The sequence below is a fragment of the Superficieibacter sp. genome (genome assembly GCF_032071645.1).
Classification (GTDB): Bacteria; Pseudomonadota; Gammaproteobacteria; order Enterobacterales; family Enterobacteriaceae; genus Superficieibacter.
Genome location: NZ_DAMAPU010000004.1, coordinates 158359 through 174514, shown reverse-complemented (window position 1 = coordinate 174514; position 16156 = coordinate 158359). Strand labels below are relative to the sequence as shown.

Sequence of the window (16156 nt, the reverse complement as noted above, 5' to 3'; positions counted from 1 at the left end):
GTATATAGCCTGAAATTTTTTTCAGGCTTTTTTATGGTGCGATAGCGGGGGGATTTCGTCAGAAAAGATGCTGGTTTTCAGTCGCGATCGATGGCAAATGGCTGCCACGCCTGGCGCACGGGCATCACTTCCACGCGGTTGATATTCATATGATCCGGCAGCGTCGCGATATAAAACATTTGATCGGCAATGTCGGCGGCGCTTAGCGGCGTGGTTCCCTGATACAGTTTATCCGAAGCGGCCTGGTCGCCTTTGGTGCGTACCAGCGTGAATTCCGTTTCCGCGATCCCCGGCGCGAGATCCGTTACCCGCACGCCGGTGCCTAATAAATCGCAGCGCAGGTTATAGCTGAACTGCTTCACAAAAGCTTTACTGGCACCGTAGACATGACTGCCAGGGTAGGGCCATTGCCCGGCGATGGAGCCAACGTTGATCATCGTGGCACCCGTACCGTGGCGGATAAGCGCGGGCAGGACGGCGTGCGCGACGTTGACCAGCCCGGTGATATTGGTGTCGATCATCGTTTGCCAGTCCTCCAGCGCCACCCGCTGGGCGGGTTGGGGAGCCAGCGCCAGACCCGCGTTGTTAATCAGCGTGGTGATATCGGCAAACGCGGCGGGCAGAGACGCTACCGCCGCCTGCACCGCCGCGCTGTCGCGCACGTCCAGTTCAATAATATGGACCGGAACCTGCTGCGCCAGCCGCTCCTTGAGCGCTTCCAGCCGCGCCAGGCGACGACCGCTCAGAATCAACGACCAGCCCGCTGCGGCAAACGTCTGCGCCGCCGCCTCGCCAAAACCGGACGTTGCGCCAGTAATAAAAACAACCTTATTTACAGCCATGCTCTTCTCCAGTGCCGAGGGATAACCGCCACTATAAAAACCCCGCCGGACCGACAACAGAGCCAGTCGTCAGATTATGTTGTGACACTTGTGTCACAACTTTTTAACCGGACTGGCTCTACCTCGTGCCAGAGCGAGCAGTGATGATGAAAACATCAATCACACCAGACAGAGGGGCAGAGCATGAAACTGGCACTTCAGGACGAAACGGGTATCACCAACGACGATGTCCGTCAGTTGGATCGCGCTTATGTTTTTCATTCATGGTCCATGCAGGGCAACCTTAACCCGCTGGTCATCGCCGGGGCGCAGGGCTGCGAACTGTGGGATTATGAAGGCAATAGCTGGCTGGATTTCAGCAGCCAGCTGGTCAACGTTAACATTGGCTATCAGCATCCGCGCGTACTGGCGGCGATGAAGGCGCAGCTTGATGAACTGGTGACGATTGCACCCGCCACCGCTAACCTGGCGCGCGGCGAAGCGGCGAAGCGGATTGTGGAACTGGCCCCGGAAGGGTTCAGCAAAGTGTTTTTCACCAACGCCGGGGCCGATGCCAACGAGAACGCCATCCGCATGGCGCGGATGTATACCGGGCGCGATAAAATTCTTTCCGCTTACCGCTCTTATCATGGCAACACCGGCAGCGCGATTGCCGCCACCGGCGACTGGCGGCGAGTACCGAATGAGTTTTCGCGCGGGCACGTCCATTTCTTCAACCCGTATCTTTATCGCAGCGAATTTAACGCCAGCAATGAGCAGGAAGAATGCACGCGCGCGCTGGCGCATCTGCGGCGGATGATTGAGTGCGAAGGGCCAAAAGCCATCGCCGCCATTTTGCTGGAGTCGATCCCCGGCACGGCGGGCGTACTGGTCCCTCCGGCGGGCTATATGCAGGGCGTGCGGGCGCTGGCCGATGAGTTCGGCATCATGCTGATCCTTGATGAAGTGATGGCCGGATTCGGTCGCACCGGAAGCTGGTTTGCTTTTGAGCAGGACGGTATCGTCCCGGATCTAATCACCTTTGCGAAAGGGGTGAACGCGGGCTATGCCCCTGCGGGCGGCGTACTGATTAGCGAGCCGATCGCCCATTATTTTGACGACCACTTTTTTGCCGGGGGGCTGACCTATTCCGGGCATCCGCTGGCGATGGCGGCGATTGTTGCCACCATTGATGCCATGAAGGAGGAAAAAGTGGTGGAGAACGCGGCATTCACCGGCGATCAGATACTGCGTCCGGGTCTGGAGGCGCTGGCGGCAAAACACCCGCTGATAGGTGATGTGCGCGGGCGCGGCGTTTTTCAGGCGCTGGAACTGGTGACCGATCGGCAGAGCAAAACGGCAGTCGCGGCAGCGGATATGGCAGCGATCAAAAGCGCGTTAACTGAGGCGGGAGTGCTGAGTTTTGTGGTCGAAAACCGCATTCACGTGGTGCCACCCTGTACCATCAGCACGGCACAGGTTCAGCAGGGGTTAGCGATTTTTGACCGCGTGCTGGGACAGTTTGGCGGGCTGGTGAAGTAGGGAATTGCTGGGGACGGAGAGGGGGGGAAGCCTGACGTAAGCGGTTGGGGCGTGCTTTCCCCCCTCTCCCTAACCCTCTCCCTCAAGGGAGAGGGAACTGCCCGAGCGCGGGGTGACGTCCGGCGTCGGTTTTCCCCCTCTCCCCCGGGGAGAGGGCCGGGGTGAGGGGGAATTGCCGGTAAGGTGCCGACCCTCTCCCTCAAGGGAGAAGGAACTGCCCGAGCGCGGGGTGACGTCCGGTGCCGGTTTTCCGGGGGGGGGGGGGGGGGGGGGGGGGGGGGGGGGGGAATTGCCGGTACGGTGTCGCCCCTCTCCCTGACCCTCTCCCTCAAGGGAGAGGGAACTGACCGAGCGCGGGGTAACGTACGGTGCCGGTTTTCCCCCTCTCCCCCGGGGAGAGGGTCGGGGTGAGGGGGAATTGCCGGTAAGGTGTCGCCCCTCTCCCTGACCCTCTCCCTCAAGGGAGAGGGAACTGCCCGAGTGCGGGGTGACGTCCGGCGTCGGTTTTCCCCCTCTCCCTGGGGAGAGGGCTGGGGTGAGGGGGAATTGCCGGTAAGGTGCCGACCCTCTCCCTCAAGGGAGAGGGAACTGATCGAGTGCGGGATGACGTCCGGTGTCGGTTTTCCCCCTCTCCCCCGGGGAGAGGGAACTGACCGAGTACGGGGTGACGTCCGGCGTCGGTTTTCCCCCTCTCCCCCGGGGAGAGGGCTGGGGTGAGGGGAGGCGTCCGGTGAATTGGGTGGGCGTGTGGGATATACATTTCCCCCTCCCTGACCCTCGCCACGCTTCAACTAAACCGAGCCCGGCGCCTTCACCGTGCGCACCTTCTCCACTGCGCTTTGCCATTCGTGCCAGCGTTTTTGTAATCTGCCGTGCCGCGCCATATCCGGCTGAAAAACAGCATGCTCCGGCAGCAACGGGCGCAGCCCGTCGGCATCCACCCGCAGCAGCGCTTTGCGTGCCAGCAGCGCCGCGCCGGTGGCGGAAAGCTCGGCCACATCGCTGCGCATAACCGGGCAACCCAGCAGGTCCGCCTGATATTGCATCAGCCAGTCATTTTTAGTGGGTCCCCCGTCCACCATCAACGCTTTCAGCGCAAAATCGCTGTGCTGGCGCATGGCAACGGCGACATCGGCGATTTGATAGGTGATGGATTCAAGCGCCGCGCGGATCAGGTGCGCGCGCTTTACGCCCCGACTCAGGCCGTGGATCATCCCTCTGGCCTGTTCGTCCCACCACGGTGCGCCAAGCCCGGTCAGGGCCGGGACGAAATAGACGCCGAGCGTGGACTCAACCGAGGCAGGCAGAGCGTTAAGCTGCTGCGCCAGCTCAGCCGCAGGCAGTTCGCTAAGACCGGTGCTGTCCGCCATCCAGGCCACCGCATCGCCGGTGTGGGGAATATTACCCTCCAGCCCGTAAACCAGCCGTTCACCATCGTGCCAGGCGACGGTGGTGGCGAGCGCGTTGACGTCGTGCTGCGCCGAAGAAACCGGGGCCATTACCGACGAGCCGGTTCCGTACGTTGCCTTCACGCGCCCCTCTTCACCCAGACTGTGAGCAAAAAGCGCGGCGTGAGAATCGCCGATCATCGCCAGCACCGGAATGCCGTCAGGAATATTTTTCAGCCCTTGCGTCCGCCCAAATTCGCCGCTGGAGGGGCGGATCTCCGGCAGTGCGGCGCGCGGAATGCCAAACAGCGCCAGCATCCCGTCGTCCCACTGTCCGTAGTGAAGATTAAAAAGCTGGGTGCGCGAGGCGTTGGAGTAGTCGCAGCAAAATGCCGTGCCGCCAGTGAAATGCCACAGCAGCCAACTGTCTACCGTGCCGAGGCAAATCTCGCCCTCATCGGCTAATTGCAGGCCGTTTGGCACCGATTCCAGCAGCCAGCGCATTTTTGAGGCGGAAAAGAGGGGCGCGACGGGCAGGCCGGTGACGGCTTTGATCTGCGCCTCGTGCCCCTGCTGGCGCAGGGACTGGCAAAACGCTGCCGTGCGCGAGCACTGCCAGCTAATCGCCGGGCCGATGGCCTGCCCGTTGCGACGATACCAGCCCACCGCCGTTTCGCGCTGGTTGCTGATTGCCAGCGCCGCCACGCGCTCAGCGCCGACGGCAGCAACCGCCTGCGCCACGACATCAAGTGAAGCATCAATCAGCAGTTCGGCGGGCTGTTCCACCCAGCCTTCGCGCGGCGTACGGATGCTCAGCGCCCTGGAAAAAGTCGCCACCACGCGGCCTGCCGCATCCATCGCCACGGCTTTAGCATTGGTGGTGCCCTCATCGAGGGCAATCACAATCTCTTTATTCTCCGCCATGATCTGTTCCGCCGTCTTACTGGTGAAGATAGGTGCTGACGCCGAGGTAGCGCGTAAATGCTTCATGCAGGACGTCGGCGCTGGCGGAGTGGTTCATCGCCACGTGATGTTCAAACCCGTTACGGCAAATCCAGTTGAGCAGATTTTCCAGGTGCGGCACTTCGATGACCGCCCGGCAACCCACCGTATCCAGCGGATCGTCCACCGATTTTCCTGCGCCAACGTAGGCTTTGATCTCACCGGTTAAATCGTCGGTGCTCAGACGGAAATAGGTCAGCTCGCCGCTGCGCAGACGGCCATGCACCGCGCCACAGGTGTTTTCTTTGCCCACCGTGGTGCCGATGATATCGGCGGTGCCCATATGCGGCGCGTCGAGGCTGGCGGCAGCAAAATTACCGCAGTGAAACAGTACGCATTTGTTGCGATCGTCGCCGAAATTGTTATTCCAGTCAGCAATCGAGGCCGGACTCATATTACTGCTGGCCAGCGCGTACATTGACAGCGCGCCCATCACATCGACTTCACAGGCGCTGGGCATCAGCTGCCCGGACATCACGCTCATAATCGAGCAGACGTTAATGCCGAGATTTTCCTGCAGCGAGGTCCAGCACTGAATGGCGGTGGTATCGATATCATTGGCGATCACCCATTCGCTGATGACCACAAACAGTTTGGCCATCGTGACCAGTTTGTCTGCCGGAATACCGCTGGCGTCGGCGTTGTCGATCAGCAGGCGGCGTTTTTCATCGACCCGGATATCGTCATCGCGCAGTAGTTTGATGCGGGTAAAGACTTCGGAAAGATCGAGAGTTTCCACCGCAATGCCCAGCCGCTCCAGCAGTTTTTCACTGTAGCGCACGGTGTTGAAGCCTGCCGGACGCGCGCCAATGGCGCCCACGCGCACGCCGCGCATACTGCTGACTACCCGGCAAATTTGCTCAAAGCGTTTTAAATCCCCGGCGAACACCTCTCCGTCAAGCGCACAAACGTGCTGGGTGGTGAGAGTAAACGGAATACCGTACTGGCGCAGGTTATTGCACAGTGAGATTTTGCCGCAGAAGCTGTCGCGGCGGGTGGCAAGGCCCATTTTATCGAGGTTATCTTCCTGAGCCTGTACCAGCACCGGCACGTTCAGCCCGGACAGGCGCAGCGTTTCCGCCACCGCTTTTTCATCGCCGAAGTTGGGCAGTAATACCACCACGCCGTGAATGTCATCGCGATGGCGGCGAAACAGATCGGCGCAGATTTTTGCGTCCTGACGGGTTTCCACGCCGCCCAGCTCGGTCTGCGTGTCATCCAGCATAATAGTGTTAATACCGAGGCGGCTAAACAGTGCCACCGCCTGTTCGCGCGCCTCCGCGACCAGGTAGCTGGGGAAAAATCCCCGGTTGCCGATAATGACCGCCATCGTAAGTTGTTGAGGGATTCGGGACATTGCTTAATCTCCAGTAAGGTTCAGCGTAATTATTGTTATCGTTGTGCCTGATACAGCGCGGTTGCGTTTTTCACTACGCCTGCCGCGTCTATTTGATGGCGCGCGCGCGTGGATGCGCGGTCGGCCGCGATGGCATACTGCCCGTCTGGAATACCGAGACGCCGCAGTGGGATACCGCATCCGCCTTCTGCCAGCACTTCCGCCACCAGGCTGCCGACGCCGCCGTTGACGTTATGTTCTTCCACGCTGACCACCGCCTGGTGCTGTTTCAGCAGGTCAAGTAGCTGGGATGTATTGCAGGGACGAATAGAAGGTACACTGATTACGCTGGCCTCAATACCGGCTTGCGCCAGTTGTGTGGCGGCTTCGACAATTTCATGCACCGTCGAACCCATCGCTACCAGCGCGATATCCGTGCCTTTGCGCAGCACGTCAATATTACCGGGCGCAAAGCGATAGTCAGCATCATGCAGTTCCGGCAGGGCTTTGCCATCAAGGCGGATATACACCGGGCCAATATGTTCCAGCGCGTAATCAATGATCTGCCGACACTCAATCGGGCAGGAAGGAGCATAAATTTCGATATTGCCGAAGCCGCGCAGCACGGAAATATCATCGATGCTGTGATGGGTGCTGGCGAGCGGGCCGTAGCTTGCCCCGGCGTTCAGCCCGAACAGCTTAACGTTGGTGTTGTTGTAGCAAATGTCGACTTTAATCTGCTCGTTGGCGCGCGAAATCAAAAACGGCGCGGCGTTACAGGTGACGGCGACTTTTCCGCCAATCGCCAGCCCGGCAGCCGCGCCGACCAGGGTTTGTTCGGCAATACCGACGTTGACCAGCCGATCGGGATACTGTTTGATAAACGGCGATATTTTGGCCGTTGAGGTTGAGTCAGCCACCACCGGCACCAGATCCACGCCGCGCCCGACCGCATCAATAAACGCATTTACCATTACCGTGGCGAGGTGTTCGCTATTACTCATCTTTCAGTTCCTCCAGCGCCAGTTCAATTTCTTCACCTTTGGGAACACGGTGATGCCATTCAGGGCGACCCTGAATAAAGGAGATCCCCGCGCCTTTCGTGGTGTTGGCGATCACCACGTGCGGCTTGCCGTTGGGCTGCAATCCTTCCAGTGTGGCAACCACGTCCGCCATATCGTTGCCGCGACATTCGGTCACTTCCATGCCGAACGCGCGCCATTTTTCATCCAGCGGATCGGTATTCATGATCTCTTTGGTCGAACCCGCCAGTTGCAGGTTGTTTTTGTCGTTGATAATGACGAGGTTATCGAGTTTGTAATGGGCTGCGACCAGCGCGGCTTCCCAGTTGCTGCCTTCCGCCAGCTCGCCATCCCCGGTGATGGCAAAAACCCGGCGCTTGCTGTTGCTGCGTTTAGCGGCGAGGGCAATACCCACCGCCACCGGCAGGCCGTGGCCGAGCGCGCCCGTATTGAGTTCAATACCCGGCGTTTTATGCTTCACCGGATGGCCGGGCAGGTGGGAATCGGGGTGCTGGTAGGTGGAAAGCCATTCGGTCGGGAAAAATCCCGCTTCGGCGAGCACGCAGTAATAGCCGCCAACCGCATGGCCTTTCGACTGGATGTAAATATCCCGCTCGTCGCTCTCCTGCAGCGCTGGCGAGCAGTTCAGAATACGAAAGTAGAGGGCGGTGAGCAGTTCAACCTGCGATAAATCAGCCCCGGTATGACCTCCTGCCGGACTTTCCGCATTGAGGACAATAATGCGACGACGGACGGCACGCGCTTTTTTCTCAAGCTCCTCGACGGAGAGCGAAAACGGATTCATAAAGCACCTCTTGAATGTATAATCTTGTATGAATAAATATTCCAGCCAGGTGAAAAAATGCTCCGAACGCGGGGGGATAAATGTGCCTGACATCCTCCCTTTTTTATCGCTTGGAATATATATTCACTACTGATTTATTATTCATGAGCTAAACATATGCCTTGTTGAGGGGTTTGTCTACGGGATGACGCGCGCCGATGTATAGAAAAGCGAGTGCGATCACAAATGATCGTGCGCAGGACGGGAAGCTCACTTGTTATATATTCAGCAATGCATAAAAATAACAGGCAGTAAATCAAGGGGAACGCTATGTCGAAGCAGGATGAGCAGCGCTTGCTGGTGAAGATCGCCACGCTTTATTACAGTGAAAATAAAAAGCAGTCCGAGATCGCATCGTTGCTGCATCTTTCACAATCTTTTGTATCACGCGCGCTGACGCGCTGCCAGAAAGAAGGGCTGGTGAAGATCACCGTCGTGCAGCCGACCAATATTTTTGTCGGCCTGGAGAAGGCGATTGAAGAGCAGTACGGTATTCGTCAGGCGATTGTGGTGGATACCGGCGATGCCCCCGGCAATGCGCAAATCAAGCACGCCATCGGCAGCGCGGCGGCACACTACGTTGAAACGCGCCTGCGCCCGGAAGATCTGGTAGGGATTTCTTCGTGGAGCAGCACTATCCGCTGTATGGTCGATGAAATGCATCCGCAGAATATTCGCGCCGCCGGGGTGATCCAGCTCCTGGGCGGCGTGGGGCCGAACGGCAACGTGCAGGCGACGATCCTGACCCAGCAACTGGCAGCGCATCTTGGCTGCCCGGCGTGGCTGCTGCCATCCCAGAGCATCGAACATTCCGTCGAGGAGCGCTCCCGGCTGGTCAGCAGCCCGGACGTGGCGGCGGTAGTCGAAAAATTCTCCCAGGTTGACGTGGCGATTGTCGGCATCGGCGAGCTTGAACCTTCGCAGTTGTTGAAAAACTCCGGTAACTACTACAACGAAGAAATGCTCCGACTGCTCTCCTCGCGCGGGGCGGTCGGGGATATCTGCCTGCATTATTACGACGCGGCAGGCAACCCGGTGTTAAGTCATGAAGAAGATCCGGTAATTGGCATGGAACTGTCGCAAATTCGCGCCTGCCCGCAGGTGATCGCGCTGGCAGGCGGCCCGGAAAAAAGTAACGCCATTCGCGGCGCGCTACAGGGGAATTATATCGACGTGCTCATTACCGATTACCCGACGGCGCGCAGCCTGGTGAAAGAATGATAGCCGTGTTGCGCGTCAGAACAACGCTTTCGTTGTCCAGATGCGGCTGCGCCAGCGGCGGAACATCAGCACGGCGCGCAGCCCTTCATCAATAATATAGGCCAGCCACACGCCGACCAGCCCCAGCCCCGCGGAAATGCCTAATATCCAGGAGAAGGGCAGGCTGACGATCCACATCACGATAATTCCGCAGATAAACGGGAAACGCACGTCGCCGGTGGCGTTAAGGCTGCTAATCACAATAATATTGGTCGCCCGACCCAGTTCCAGAAGAATGGAGAACAGAAACAGTTCTTTGGTCATTTCGATAATCTGGCTGCTGGACGTAAAGAGCTGCATAACCGGGCGGGCAAACAGATAAAGCAGAATGCTGACCAGCAGGGCGATAATCAGGCCAATCCGCAGACTTTTCATTCCCTGCTGATAGGCGCGGTCAATTTCACCCGCGCCGGTGGCCCGCCCGATGATGATTTGCGAGGCCTGACCGACAGACATGGCAAATAGCGCAACAAACTGGCTGATACTGGAGGCGTAAATTTTGGTGGTTAAGGCTTCCGTTCCCAGATAAGCAATAATGGCGGTGACGACAAGCTGCGATCCGGCGTAGGAAAGGTTTTCACCCGCCGAAGGCAGACCGAAGCGTAAAATAGATCCGAGCATTTTTTTCGAGCACTGCCGCAGTTTGCGCCAGTTAAAGGTATAGCCAATATATTTTTTCAGCATCCAGACGGCCATTATCATTCCGATAATATTCGCGAAGCTGGTGGCAATGCCGACGCCAGTTACGCCCAGATCCAGATAGCTCAGCCCGCCGTACAGACAGACATAATTCAGCACCACGTTCAGACCGCTGGCGGTAACCGGCACGATCATCGCCTGATGCACAAAGCCGTGCGTGCGCAGAATTGGCAAGATTGAGGAATACAGAGAAATAATTACCGATGTGCCGCCGATAATTTTAATAAATGGCGAACCGACGGCGACTAATTTTTCATTAAGACCGAGCAGGCGTAAAAAATCATCCCCCAGAATAATAAAAATCGCGCTCATCACAATGCCAATTAAAAAGGCCACGACCAGGCCGTTAGTAATAACATGTTCAATGCGCCGTTTTTTGTTTGCGCCAATTAATTGCGCCGCCACAATCTGCACCCCGACGGTGAGAAATCCGTAGAATATAATAGAGATGGTCAGAATTTGGTTGGCAACGCCGGTCGCGGCGACGGCTTCGTCAGAATAATGCCCCAGCATAAAGACATTGACATAATTCATCATTAAACGAAGCAGTTGCTCAATAAATATGGGCCAGGCAAGGGCATATAAGCCGAGCTTAAATTTATTGCTGGCGACAGACATCATTGACGATCTCCCTTCGAACGAAAGTGTTTTTTAATAGAGCGAGTTGTGAATGTGTTGTGATTAAAGGCGCTAAAGCAGCGAGTTCAGGATAATAAACCTGACGCGGATGCCCGACCAGAAAGTCAGCATCAATACCTGTGCCTGAGAATTTTCATCACTTTTCACATGAACACTGCGCTCCGCCGCGTCCTGCGACTGCAAATACTACTATTTAAAAACGCATTTAAAAGTAAATTGTTGCTAATATTTTTAGGTGGCTGCTTTGTAACAGCGGGGTTTCATATATTATTAATGAAAATAACAGAAGTCATACAGATGGCTAACCGAAAGTATTATTGATGATCCGCTCATTCTGTTAACGGAAAAACGAGAATAAATATCGCCATTTCCTTTGTATGCGGATCTGACTTCGCAGCGGTGCGATAATGAGCGCGAGATGTTGACTATAAGGAATGTCCGGCGATGAAGCCGATCGTAAAAGCGCAGGAGAGGGTGAAAAGTGGGCACAAATTCTGGCAGGCGGATAACGGCGTCTGGCTGACAGTGGCGGCAGGGGTCATTTTTGCCGTGGTTGCAGACATGCCGATGACCGCGACCACGCGTTATCTCGGGTAACTACGCATTACGGCGGGCTTGCGCCCGCCTCATCCCTTATTTTATTTCCCTTCAATCACCGCCTTTTGCGCTACCACGGCCGCTTTTTGCTGCATCCGGTTTTGCATCTGGTCGATAATTACCGCCACGATGATCACAATCCCTTTAATCACCATCTGCCAGAACTCGCTGACGCCCATCATCACCAGACCGTCGGCGAGGAAGCCAATCACAAACGCGCCAATGAGGGTGCCGAGAATGGTGCCGCGTCCGCCTGCGAGCGAGGTGCCGCCCAGCACCACAGCGGCGATGGCGTTCATCTCAAACGCCGTCCCGTTTGCCGGGTGGCTGGCGAGAAGCTGGGCGGATACGACGATCCCGGCGATGGCGGCGCAAAAGCCGGAGAGGGTGTAGACCAGCACTTTCACCTGCTTCACCTTCACGCCGGAAAGCTCTGCCGCGCGTTCGTTGTCGCCAATGGCGTAAACGTGGCGACCGAAGGGCAGGCGGCGCGCGACGTAGGCGATGACCAGCGCCAGCACGATCATCAGCCAGATGGCCCAGGGAATGCCGAGCAGCGAGCCTGCGCCAATCTCATCAAAGCCGGTATTGCCGAGCTGCGGATTGCCCGACAGACCGGGAAACGTCTGCCCGTCAGAAGTCAGCATCGCCGCCCCGCGCAGCACGTACATCGTGCCTAACGTACAGATGAACGGTGCGACGTTATAGCGAGTGATGATCCAGCCATTTACCGAACCAATGAGTGCGCCAATCAGCAGCACAATGGGAACAATCACCCACACGCTGGGGAATATGGCGATGCCAAACATCGGCAGCACGATGCCTTTCGTGATGAGCCAGCCAGCAATCATCCCGCACAGGCCGAGGGTTGCGCCGATCGACAGGTCGATCCCGGCGGTGATGATGACAAAGGTGATCCCCAGCGCCAGAAAAGCATTAATGGCGATATGTTTAATCATAATCACCATACTGCCCGCCGAGAGGAACCCCGGCACGGTGATAGTAAAGAAGCCGACGATCAAAAACAGCGCGATAAAGGTGCGCAGCTTGAGCAGCATCAGCAGGACATTTTCACGCGAGAGCGATGCCCCACCGCGCGACGCCAGAGCGACAGACTGTGTTGTTTTCATTTCAGAACCCCTGAGCACTTGCCGTTACCAGTGCCGACTCTTCGGCCCGATCGCGCACGATGTCGGCGGTGAGCTTGCCGCCGGACATCACCAGAATGCGGTCCGATACCGCCATAATTTCTTTCAGATCGGAGGTGGAGAAAACCACTGCGATCCCCTGTTCAGAAAGCTGGACCATCATGCGGAATACGTCCGCTTTGGCCCCGACGTCAATCCCTCGCGTCGGCTCGTCGAGAAACAGGATCTTCGGATTGGTCAACAGCGAACGTCCAATCACCACTTTTTGCTGATTGCCGCCGCTGAGCGCCTGAATCTCTACCTCCGGCGAGGACACTTTGATCGACAGGCTGCCGATAGTGCTGGCAACGACTTTTTCTTCATCTTTTTGCGCGATGGCAAAACCGCGCTGCAAACGCCGCCACAGGCTGGCAATGGTCAGGTTGCTGGCCACCGACGAGATGGGAAAAATCCCCGTCCGCTTGCGGTCTTCCGGCACCAGACTCATCCCCATGCGGATGCGATCGGCGGGCGTCAGGCGCTGCGGGACCGGCTTACTGTCGAGCCATAATTTCCCCAGATAGTTACGTTCGGTGCCGAGCAGACACTCAAACAACTCCGTGCGCCCCGCGCCCATCAGCCCGTATATGCCGACGATTTCCCCGGCGTGGACGTTAAACGAGACATCGTTGACCACCGTATTGCCGCTGGCATTGACGCAGATGATATGTTCCGCCTCCAGCACCGGCGCGCCAAAGGTGCGGCCCGGCTGAAGAAAGTTAGTCACCGGATCGCTGCCCAGCATTTCACGCACGATCCACGGCACGTCGATATCGCTGACTTTCGCTTCGGCCTGAAATTTGCCGTCGCGCAGAATCGTGATCACATCGCCAATCGCCATAAGCTCTTCCAGGCGGTGCGAAATATAGATAATCGATACCCCCTGGCGGGTCAGCTCGCGGATCACCCGAAACAGGATCTCCACCTCGGTTTTGCTCAGCGCGGAAGTCGGTTCGTCGAGGATCAGGATATCCGCGTCCTCGGCCAGCGCTTTAGCGATCTCAATCAGCTGCTGCTGACCAACTTTCAGGTTGCCGACCAGTTCGCGCGGTGAAATCGGCTGATCGAGACGCTGCAACAGCTCGCCAGCACGTTTTTCCTGCGCGGCCTCATCAATCGGCGTAATCCCTTTCTGTAACTCGCGACCGAGAAAAATGTTTTCCGCCACGCTCAGGTTCTCGAACAGGTTGAGTTCCTGATGCACCATGCCGATCCCGTGTGCGGCGGCGGCGCGGGTAGTTGGAAAATGGACCTGCTTGCCGTTAAGCCACATTTCACCGAGGCTGGGCTGCTGGACGCCAGCGAGAATTTTCATCAGCGTCGATTTGCCCGCGCCATTCTCGCCGATAATCACATTCACTTTGCCGCGCCAGACGTTGTAGTCCACGTGGTCCAGCGCAATCGTGCCGGGAAACAGCATGGAGATCCCGCGTGTGCGCAGAATAATGTCATCGTTCATCAGGGTGCCTCCTGCTTCAGCTCCAGCGCGGCGGCGTTTTCCGCTTTGCCGCCGTTGAGGGTCACGGCCATCAGTACGGTGGCGGTTTTCCCCGTCCAGCTTTCGTCAATGGCAGGCAGCGTTTTTACCGCTTCCCGGTTGTACGCCCGCGCAAGCTGGGCAAATTGTACCTGGTTGGTAAAGTCTTCAAATTTAAAGCCGGTGGCGTCACGAATAGCGTTGCCGCGCATCACCGGGCCGGTCTGGATCTCCAGCGGCTGGCCGTTGAGCGACATCACAAGCCGGTGTTCACGCGCGTTGCTGATATCAACGCTTTCCACTTTGCTGGTCAGCCGGACGAAAACACTTTCTGCACCCGGCGACGGCGCTTTGAGCTGCGTGGTCAGGGCGGTGGCGTCCAGCGCCTGTTTATGGGCCGCGTCAAGGACGCGTTGTTGCCAGGTTTGTTGCGCGATCTGCTGTGGGGTCTGGTTGTCAAAGTTGGCTTTGGCATTGGGATCGGCAGGCATTATCGGCTTGCCGTTCTCATCCAGATCCACCACCGTGCAGGCCGTCAGCAACAGGGCGGCACAGCCTGACAGCGCGACACCCCATTGTTTTAACGACATAACGCCTCCGCTTACTTACTGAGATTAAACATGTTCAGCTTGCTGGCGTTGGTTTCATCAATCAGCACGCAGTCCATCAACTGTTTCTCTTCCTTCTGGGCTTTGCCGTTTTTCAGGAAGTAATCGGCCTGTTCGACGGCCATTTGTGCCTGCTGCCAGCCGGGCTGGAGCACCGTAGCCTTGATGTTGCCTTTATTGATGATGGAGTCGCGGGTGTAGTCGCTGCCGTCAAAGCCGACGACGACCACATCTTTTTTCCCGGCGGCTTTCAGCGCGGCTTCGGCACCGAGCGCCATCGTGTCGTTACCGGAAATCACCCCGACGATATCCGGGTTGGTTTGCAGCATGGCTTCCATACGGGTGAAAGCTTCGGTCTGGCTCCAGTTAGCGGTCTGCTGGGCGACCATTTTCATATCCGGGTAATCATCAAGCACATCGTGATAACCCTGCGAGCGGACGTGGGCGTTGGTATCAGACTGACGGCCCAGCAGTTCGACATATTTACCTTTCCCGTTCAGCAATTTGGCGAACTTCTCCGCACCGAGTTGTGCGCCCTGATAGTTGTTGGAAACAATCTGCGCGACGGCGATGCCGGTTTTGTTGATTTCACGGTCGATCAGGAAAGCCGGTACGCCCGCCGCTTTGGCTTTTTCCAGCGGCCCGACGGTGGCATCTGCCCCGGCGTTATCCAGAATGATGGCTTTCGCTTTGCGGGCGATGGCGGTTTCAATCAGCTGGTTTTGCTTGTTAACGTCGTCATCGTGCGAGGCCACCAGCGTGGTGTAGCCCAGTTCTTTGGCTTTGGCTGCCGCACCGTCGGCTTCCGCTTTAAAGAACGGGTTATCGTGCGAAGGGGTGATAATGGCGATCAGCCCCCCGTCCGCTGCGAACAGCGAGCCGGAGGCGGCGAGGGTTGAAGCCAGTAAGACGGATTTAGCAAAGGTCATGTTCATCGTTTTCTCCACATTGAATATTTATTCAATAATGATTTATTATTCAAGTTAACGATAAAGCGCCTGAATGAAACTGTCTATGGTTTACGCAGGTAATTTCTTAAAAGGAGAAAAGGATCACGATCCTGATGCGAATTATGCGGTGACGGTGATGACGTGTCCGCCGAGATCCGCCCAGTGCAGCAGAATGTCAGTCTCTGCCAGCCGGGAGGAAAAATCCGCGCTGAAGCGCAGCGTAAGGTCGCGGGAAGTGAGCGCGATGACGCGGGCGCTGTAAAAACCGGGGTACGGATGGGCCAGCGCAGACCAGGCTTTAAACGCACTCTCTTTGGCGGAAAACGTCAGGGTGAGCGCCAGCGGCAGGGGAAGCGCTGCGGCGCGCAGAATCGCCTGTTCGGCGGGAACGACGATGCTGTCGATCAACTCCTGACACTGCTGGAGGGTGAAAAGGGCTTCCATATCCACGCCGACCGGCTGGCGCGCTACCACCGCCAGCGCCGTGGTGGCGCAGTGGCTGATGCTGCCATACAGCCCGGCAGGCCAGACTGGCTGGCGCTGCTCGCCGATGGCCGGCACGCTTTTATGCTGATACCGGGCGAGGGCATGAACGGCGGCGAGACGTCCGGCGAGGTGTTCAGCCTGCCGCTTGCGTCCGGCCTGCATCAGCTGCGCGTAATGCGGCAGCCACAGCAGATCGCCTGCGCTAAAGGTAGCCGGATCAAAATCAATACGGTACAGAGTGTGGTGGGCGAGGGGGAGCAGGCTGTGGGTCGTTTGCATAAGGGCGCTGTCCGTTTGC

General features: G+C 57.5%; 14 protein-coding genes. 3 read left to right on the top strand and 11 right to left on the bottom strand.

From position 1 onward, the window contains the following. Positions 1-77: 77 nt before the first annotated feature. Positions 78-842, bottom strand: a complete 765-nt coding sequence (locus RT197_RS09915; protein ID WP_312949848.1) for an SDR family NAD(P)-dependent oxidoreductase — start codon at positions 840-842, stop codon at positions 78-80. A 183-nt stretch (positions 843-1025) separates the two neighbouring features. Here RT197_RS09915 and RT197_RS09910 point away from each other — a divergent pair, with 183 nt between their 5' ends. Next, entirely contained in the window at positions 1026-2363 is a 1338-nt protein-coding gene (locus tag RT197_RS09910) for an aspartate aminotransferase family protein (protein WP_312949845.1), read from the top strand. A gap of 791 nt (positions 2364-3154) precedes the next feature. On the opposite strand, the gene RT197_RS09905 is transcribed toward RT197_RS09910, so the two are convergent. The 4 genes from RT197_RS09905 to RT197_RS09890 are packed head-to-tail and all read right to left on the bottom strand — an operon-like array spanning position 3155 to position 7916. Next, entirely contained in the window at positions 3155-4678 is a 1524-nt protein-coding gene (locus RT197_RS09905) for an FGGY-family carbohydrate kinase (protein ID WP_312950454.1), read from the bottom strand. A gap of 13 nt (positions 4679-4691) precedes the next feature. Then, complete coding sequence (locus RT197_RS09900; RefSeq protein ID WP_312949843.1) at positions 4692-6110, bottom strand: L-fucose/L-arabinose isomerase family protein; 1419 nt, start codon at positions 6108-6110, stop codon at positions 4692-4694. A gap of 35 nt (positions 6111-6145) precedes the next feature. Further along, positions 6146-7093: a transketolase C-terminal domain-containing protein gene (locus tag RT197_RS09895; RefSeq protein ID WP_312949840.1), complete on the bottom strand. Its 948-nt coding sequence runs from the start codon at positions 7091-7093 to the stop codon at positions 6146-6148. Then, complete coding sequence (locus RT197_RS09890; RefSeq protein ID WP_312949838.1) at positions 7086-7916, bottom strand: transketolase; 831 nt, start codon at positions 7914-7916, stop codon at positions 7086-7088. The genes RT197_RS09895 and RT197_RS09890 overlap by 8 nt, the downstream gene beginning before the upstream one ends. Positions 7917-8225: 309 nt before the next feature. On the opposite strand from RT197_RS09890, the gene RT197_RS09885 reads away from it, so the two are divergent. Next, entirely contained in the window at positions 8226-9176 is a 951-nt protein-coding gene (locus tag RT197_RS09885) for a sugar-binding transcriptional regulator (protein ID WP_312949836.1), read from the top strand. A gap of 15 nt (positions 9177-9191) precedes the next feature. Here RT197_RS09885 and RT197_RS09880 read toward each other — a convergent pair whose 3' ends face one another. Beyond that, positions 9192-10535 carry an MATE family efflux transporter gene (locus RT197_RS09880; protein ID WP_312949834.1) on the bottom strand — a complete coding sequence of 448 codons (1344 nt, stop codon included), beginning with the start codon at positions 10533-10535 and terminating at the stop codon, positions 9192-9194. A 462-nt stretch (positions 10536-10997) separates the two neighbouring features. Between RT197_RS09880 and RT197_RS09875 the strand changes: the two genes are divergently transcribed. Next, positions 10998-11150 (top strand): hypothetical protein, encoded by a 153-nt coding sequence (locus RT197_RS09875; protein ID WP_312949831.1) that lies wholly within the window; start codon positions 10998-11000, stop codon positions 11148-11150. Positions 11151-11191: 41 nt separating this feature from the next. Here the strand turns inward: RT197_RS09875 and RT197_RS09870 are convergent, their stop codons facing one another. The 5 genes from RT197_RS09870 to entD all read right to left on the bottom strand — a co-directional run bounded on the left by RT197_RS09870 (position 11192) and on the right by entD (position 16137). Further along, the gene (locus RT197_RS09870) at positions 11192-12280 is read right to left on the bottom strand and encodes an ABC transporter permease (RefSeq protein ID WP_312949828.1); all 1089 of its coding nucleotides are present in this window, start codon (positions 12278-12280) and stop codon (positions 11192-11194) included. Position 12281: 1 nt separating this feature from the next. Beyond that, complete coding sequence (locus RT197_RS09865; protein ID WP_312949825.1) at positions 12282-13796, bottom strand: sugar ABC transporter ATP-binding protein; 1515 nt, start codon at positions 13794-13796, stop codon at positions 12282-12284. After that, a complete protein-coding gene (locus RT197_RS09860; protein ID WP_312949822.1) occupies positions 13796-14404 on the bottom strand; it encodes a DUF2291 family protein in 609 nt (202 codons plus the stop codon). Before RT197_RS09860 ends, RT197_RS09865 begins: the two co-directional genes overlap by 1 nt. Before the next feature lie 11 nt (positions 14405-14415). Next, positions 14416-15357: a D-ribose ABC transporter substrate-binding protein gene (locus tag RT197_RS09855; RefSeq protein ID WP_409529686.1), complete on the bottom strand. Its 942-nt coding sequence runs from the start codon at positions 15355-15357 to the stop codon at positions 14416-14418. A gap of 135 nt (positions 15358-15492) precedes the next feature. After that, positions 15493-16137 carry an enterobactin synthase subunit EntD gene (gene entD / locus RT197_RS09850; protein ID WP_312949819.1) on the bottom strand — a complete coding sequence of 215 codons (645 nt, stop codon included), beginning with the start codon at positions 16135-16137 and terminating at the stop codon, positions 15493-15495. Positions 16138-16156 lie beyond the last annotated feature (19 nt).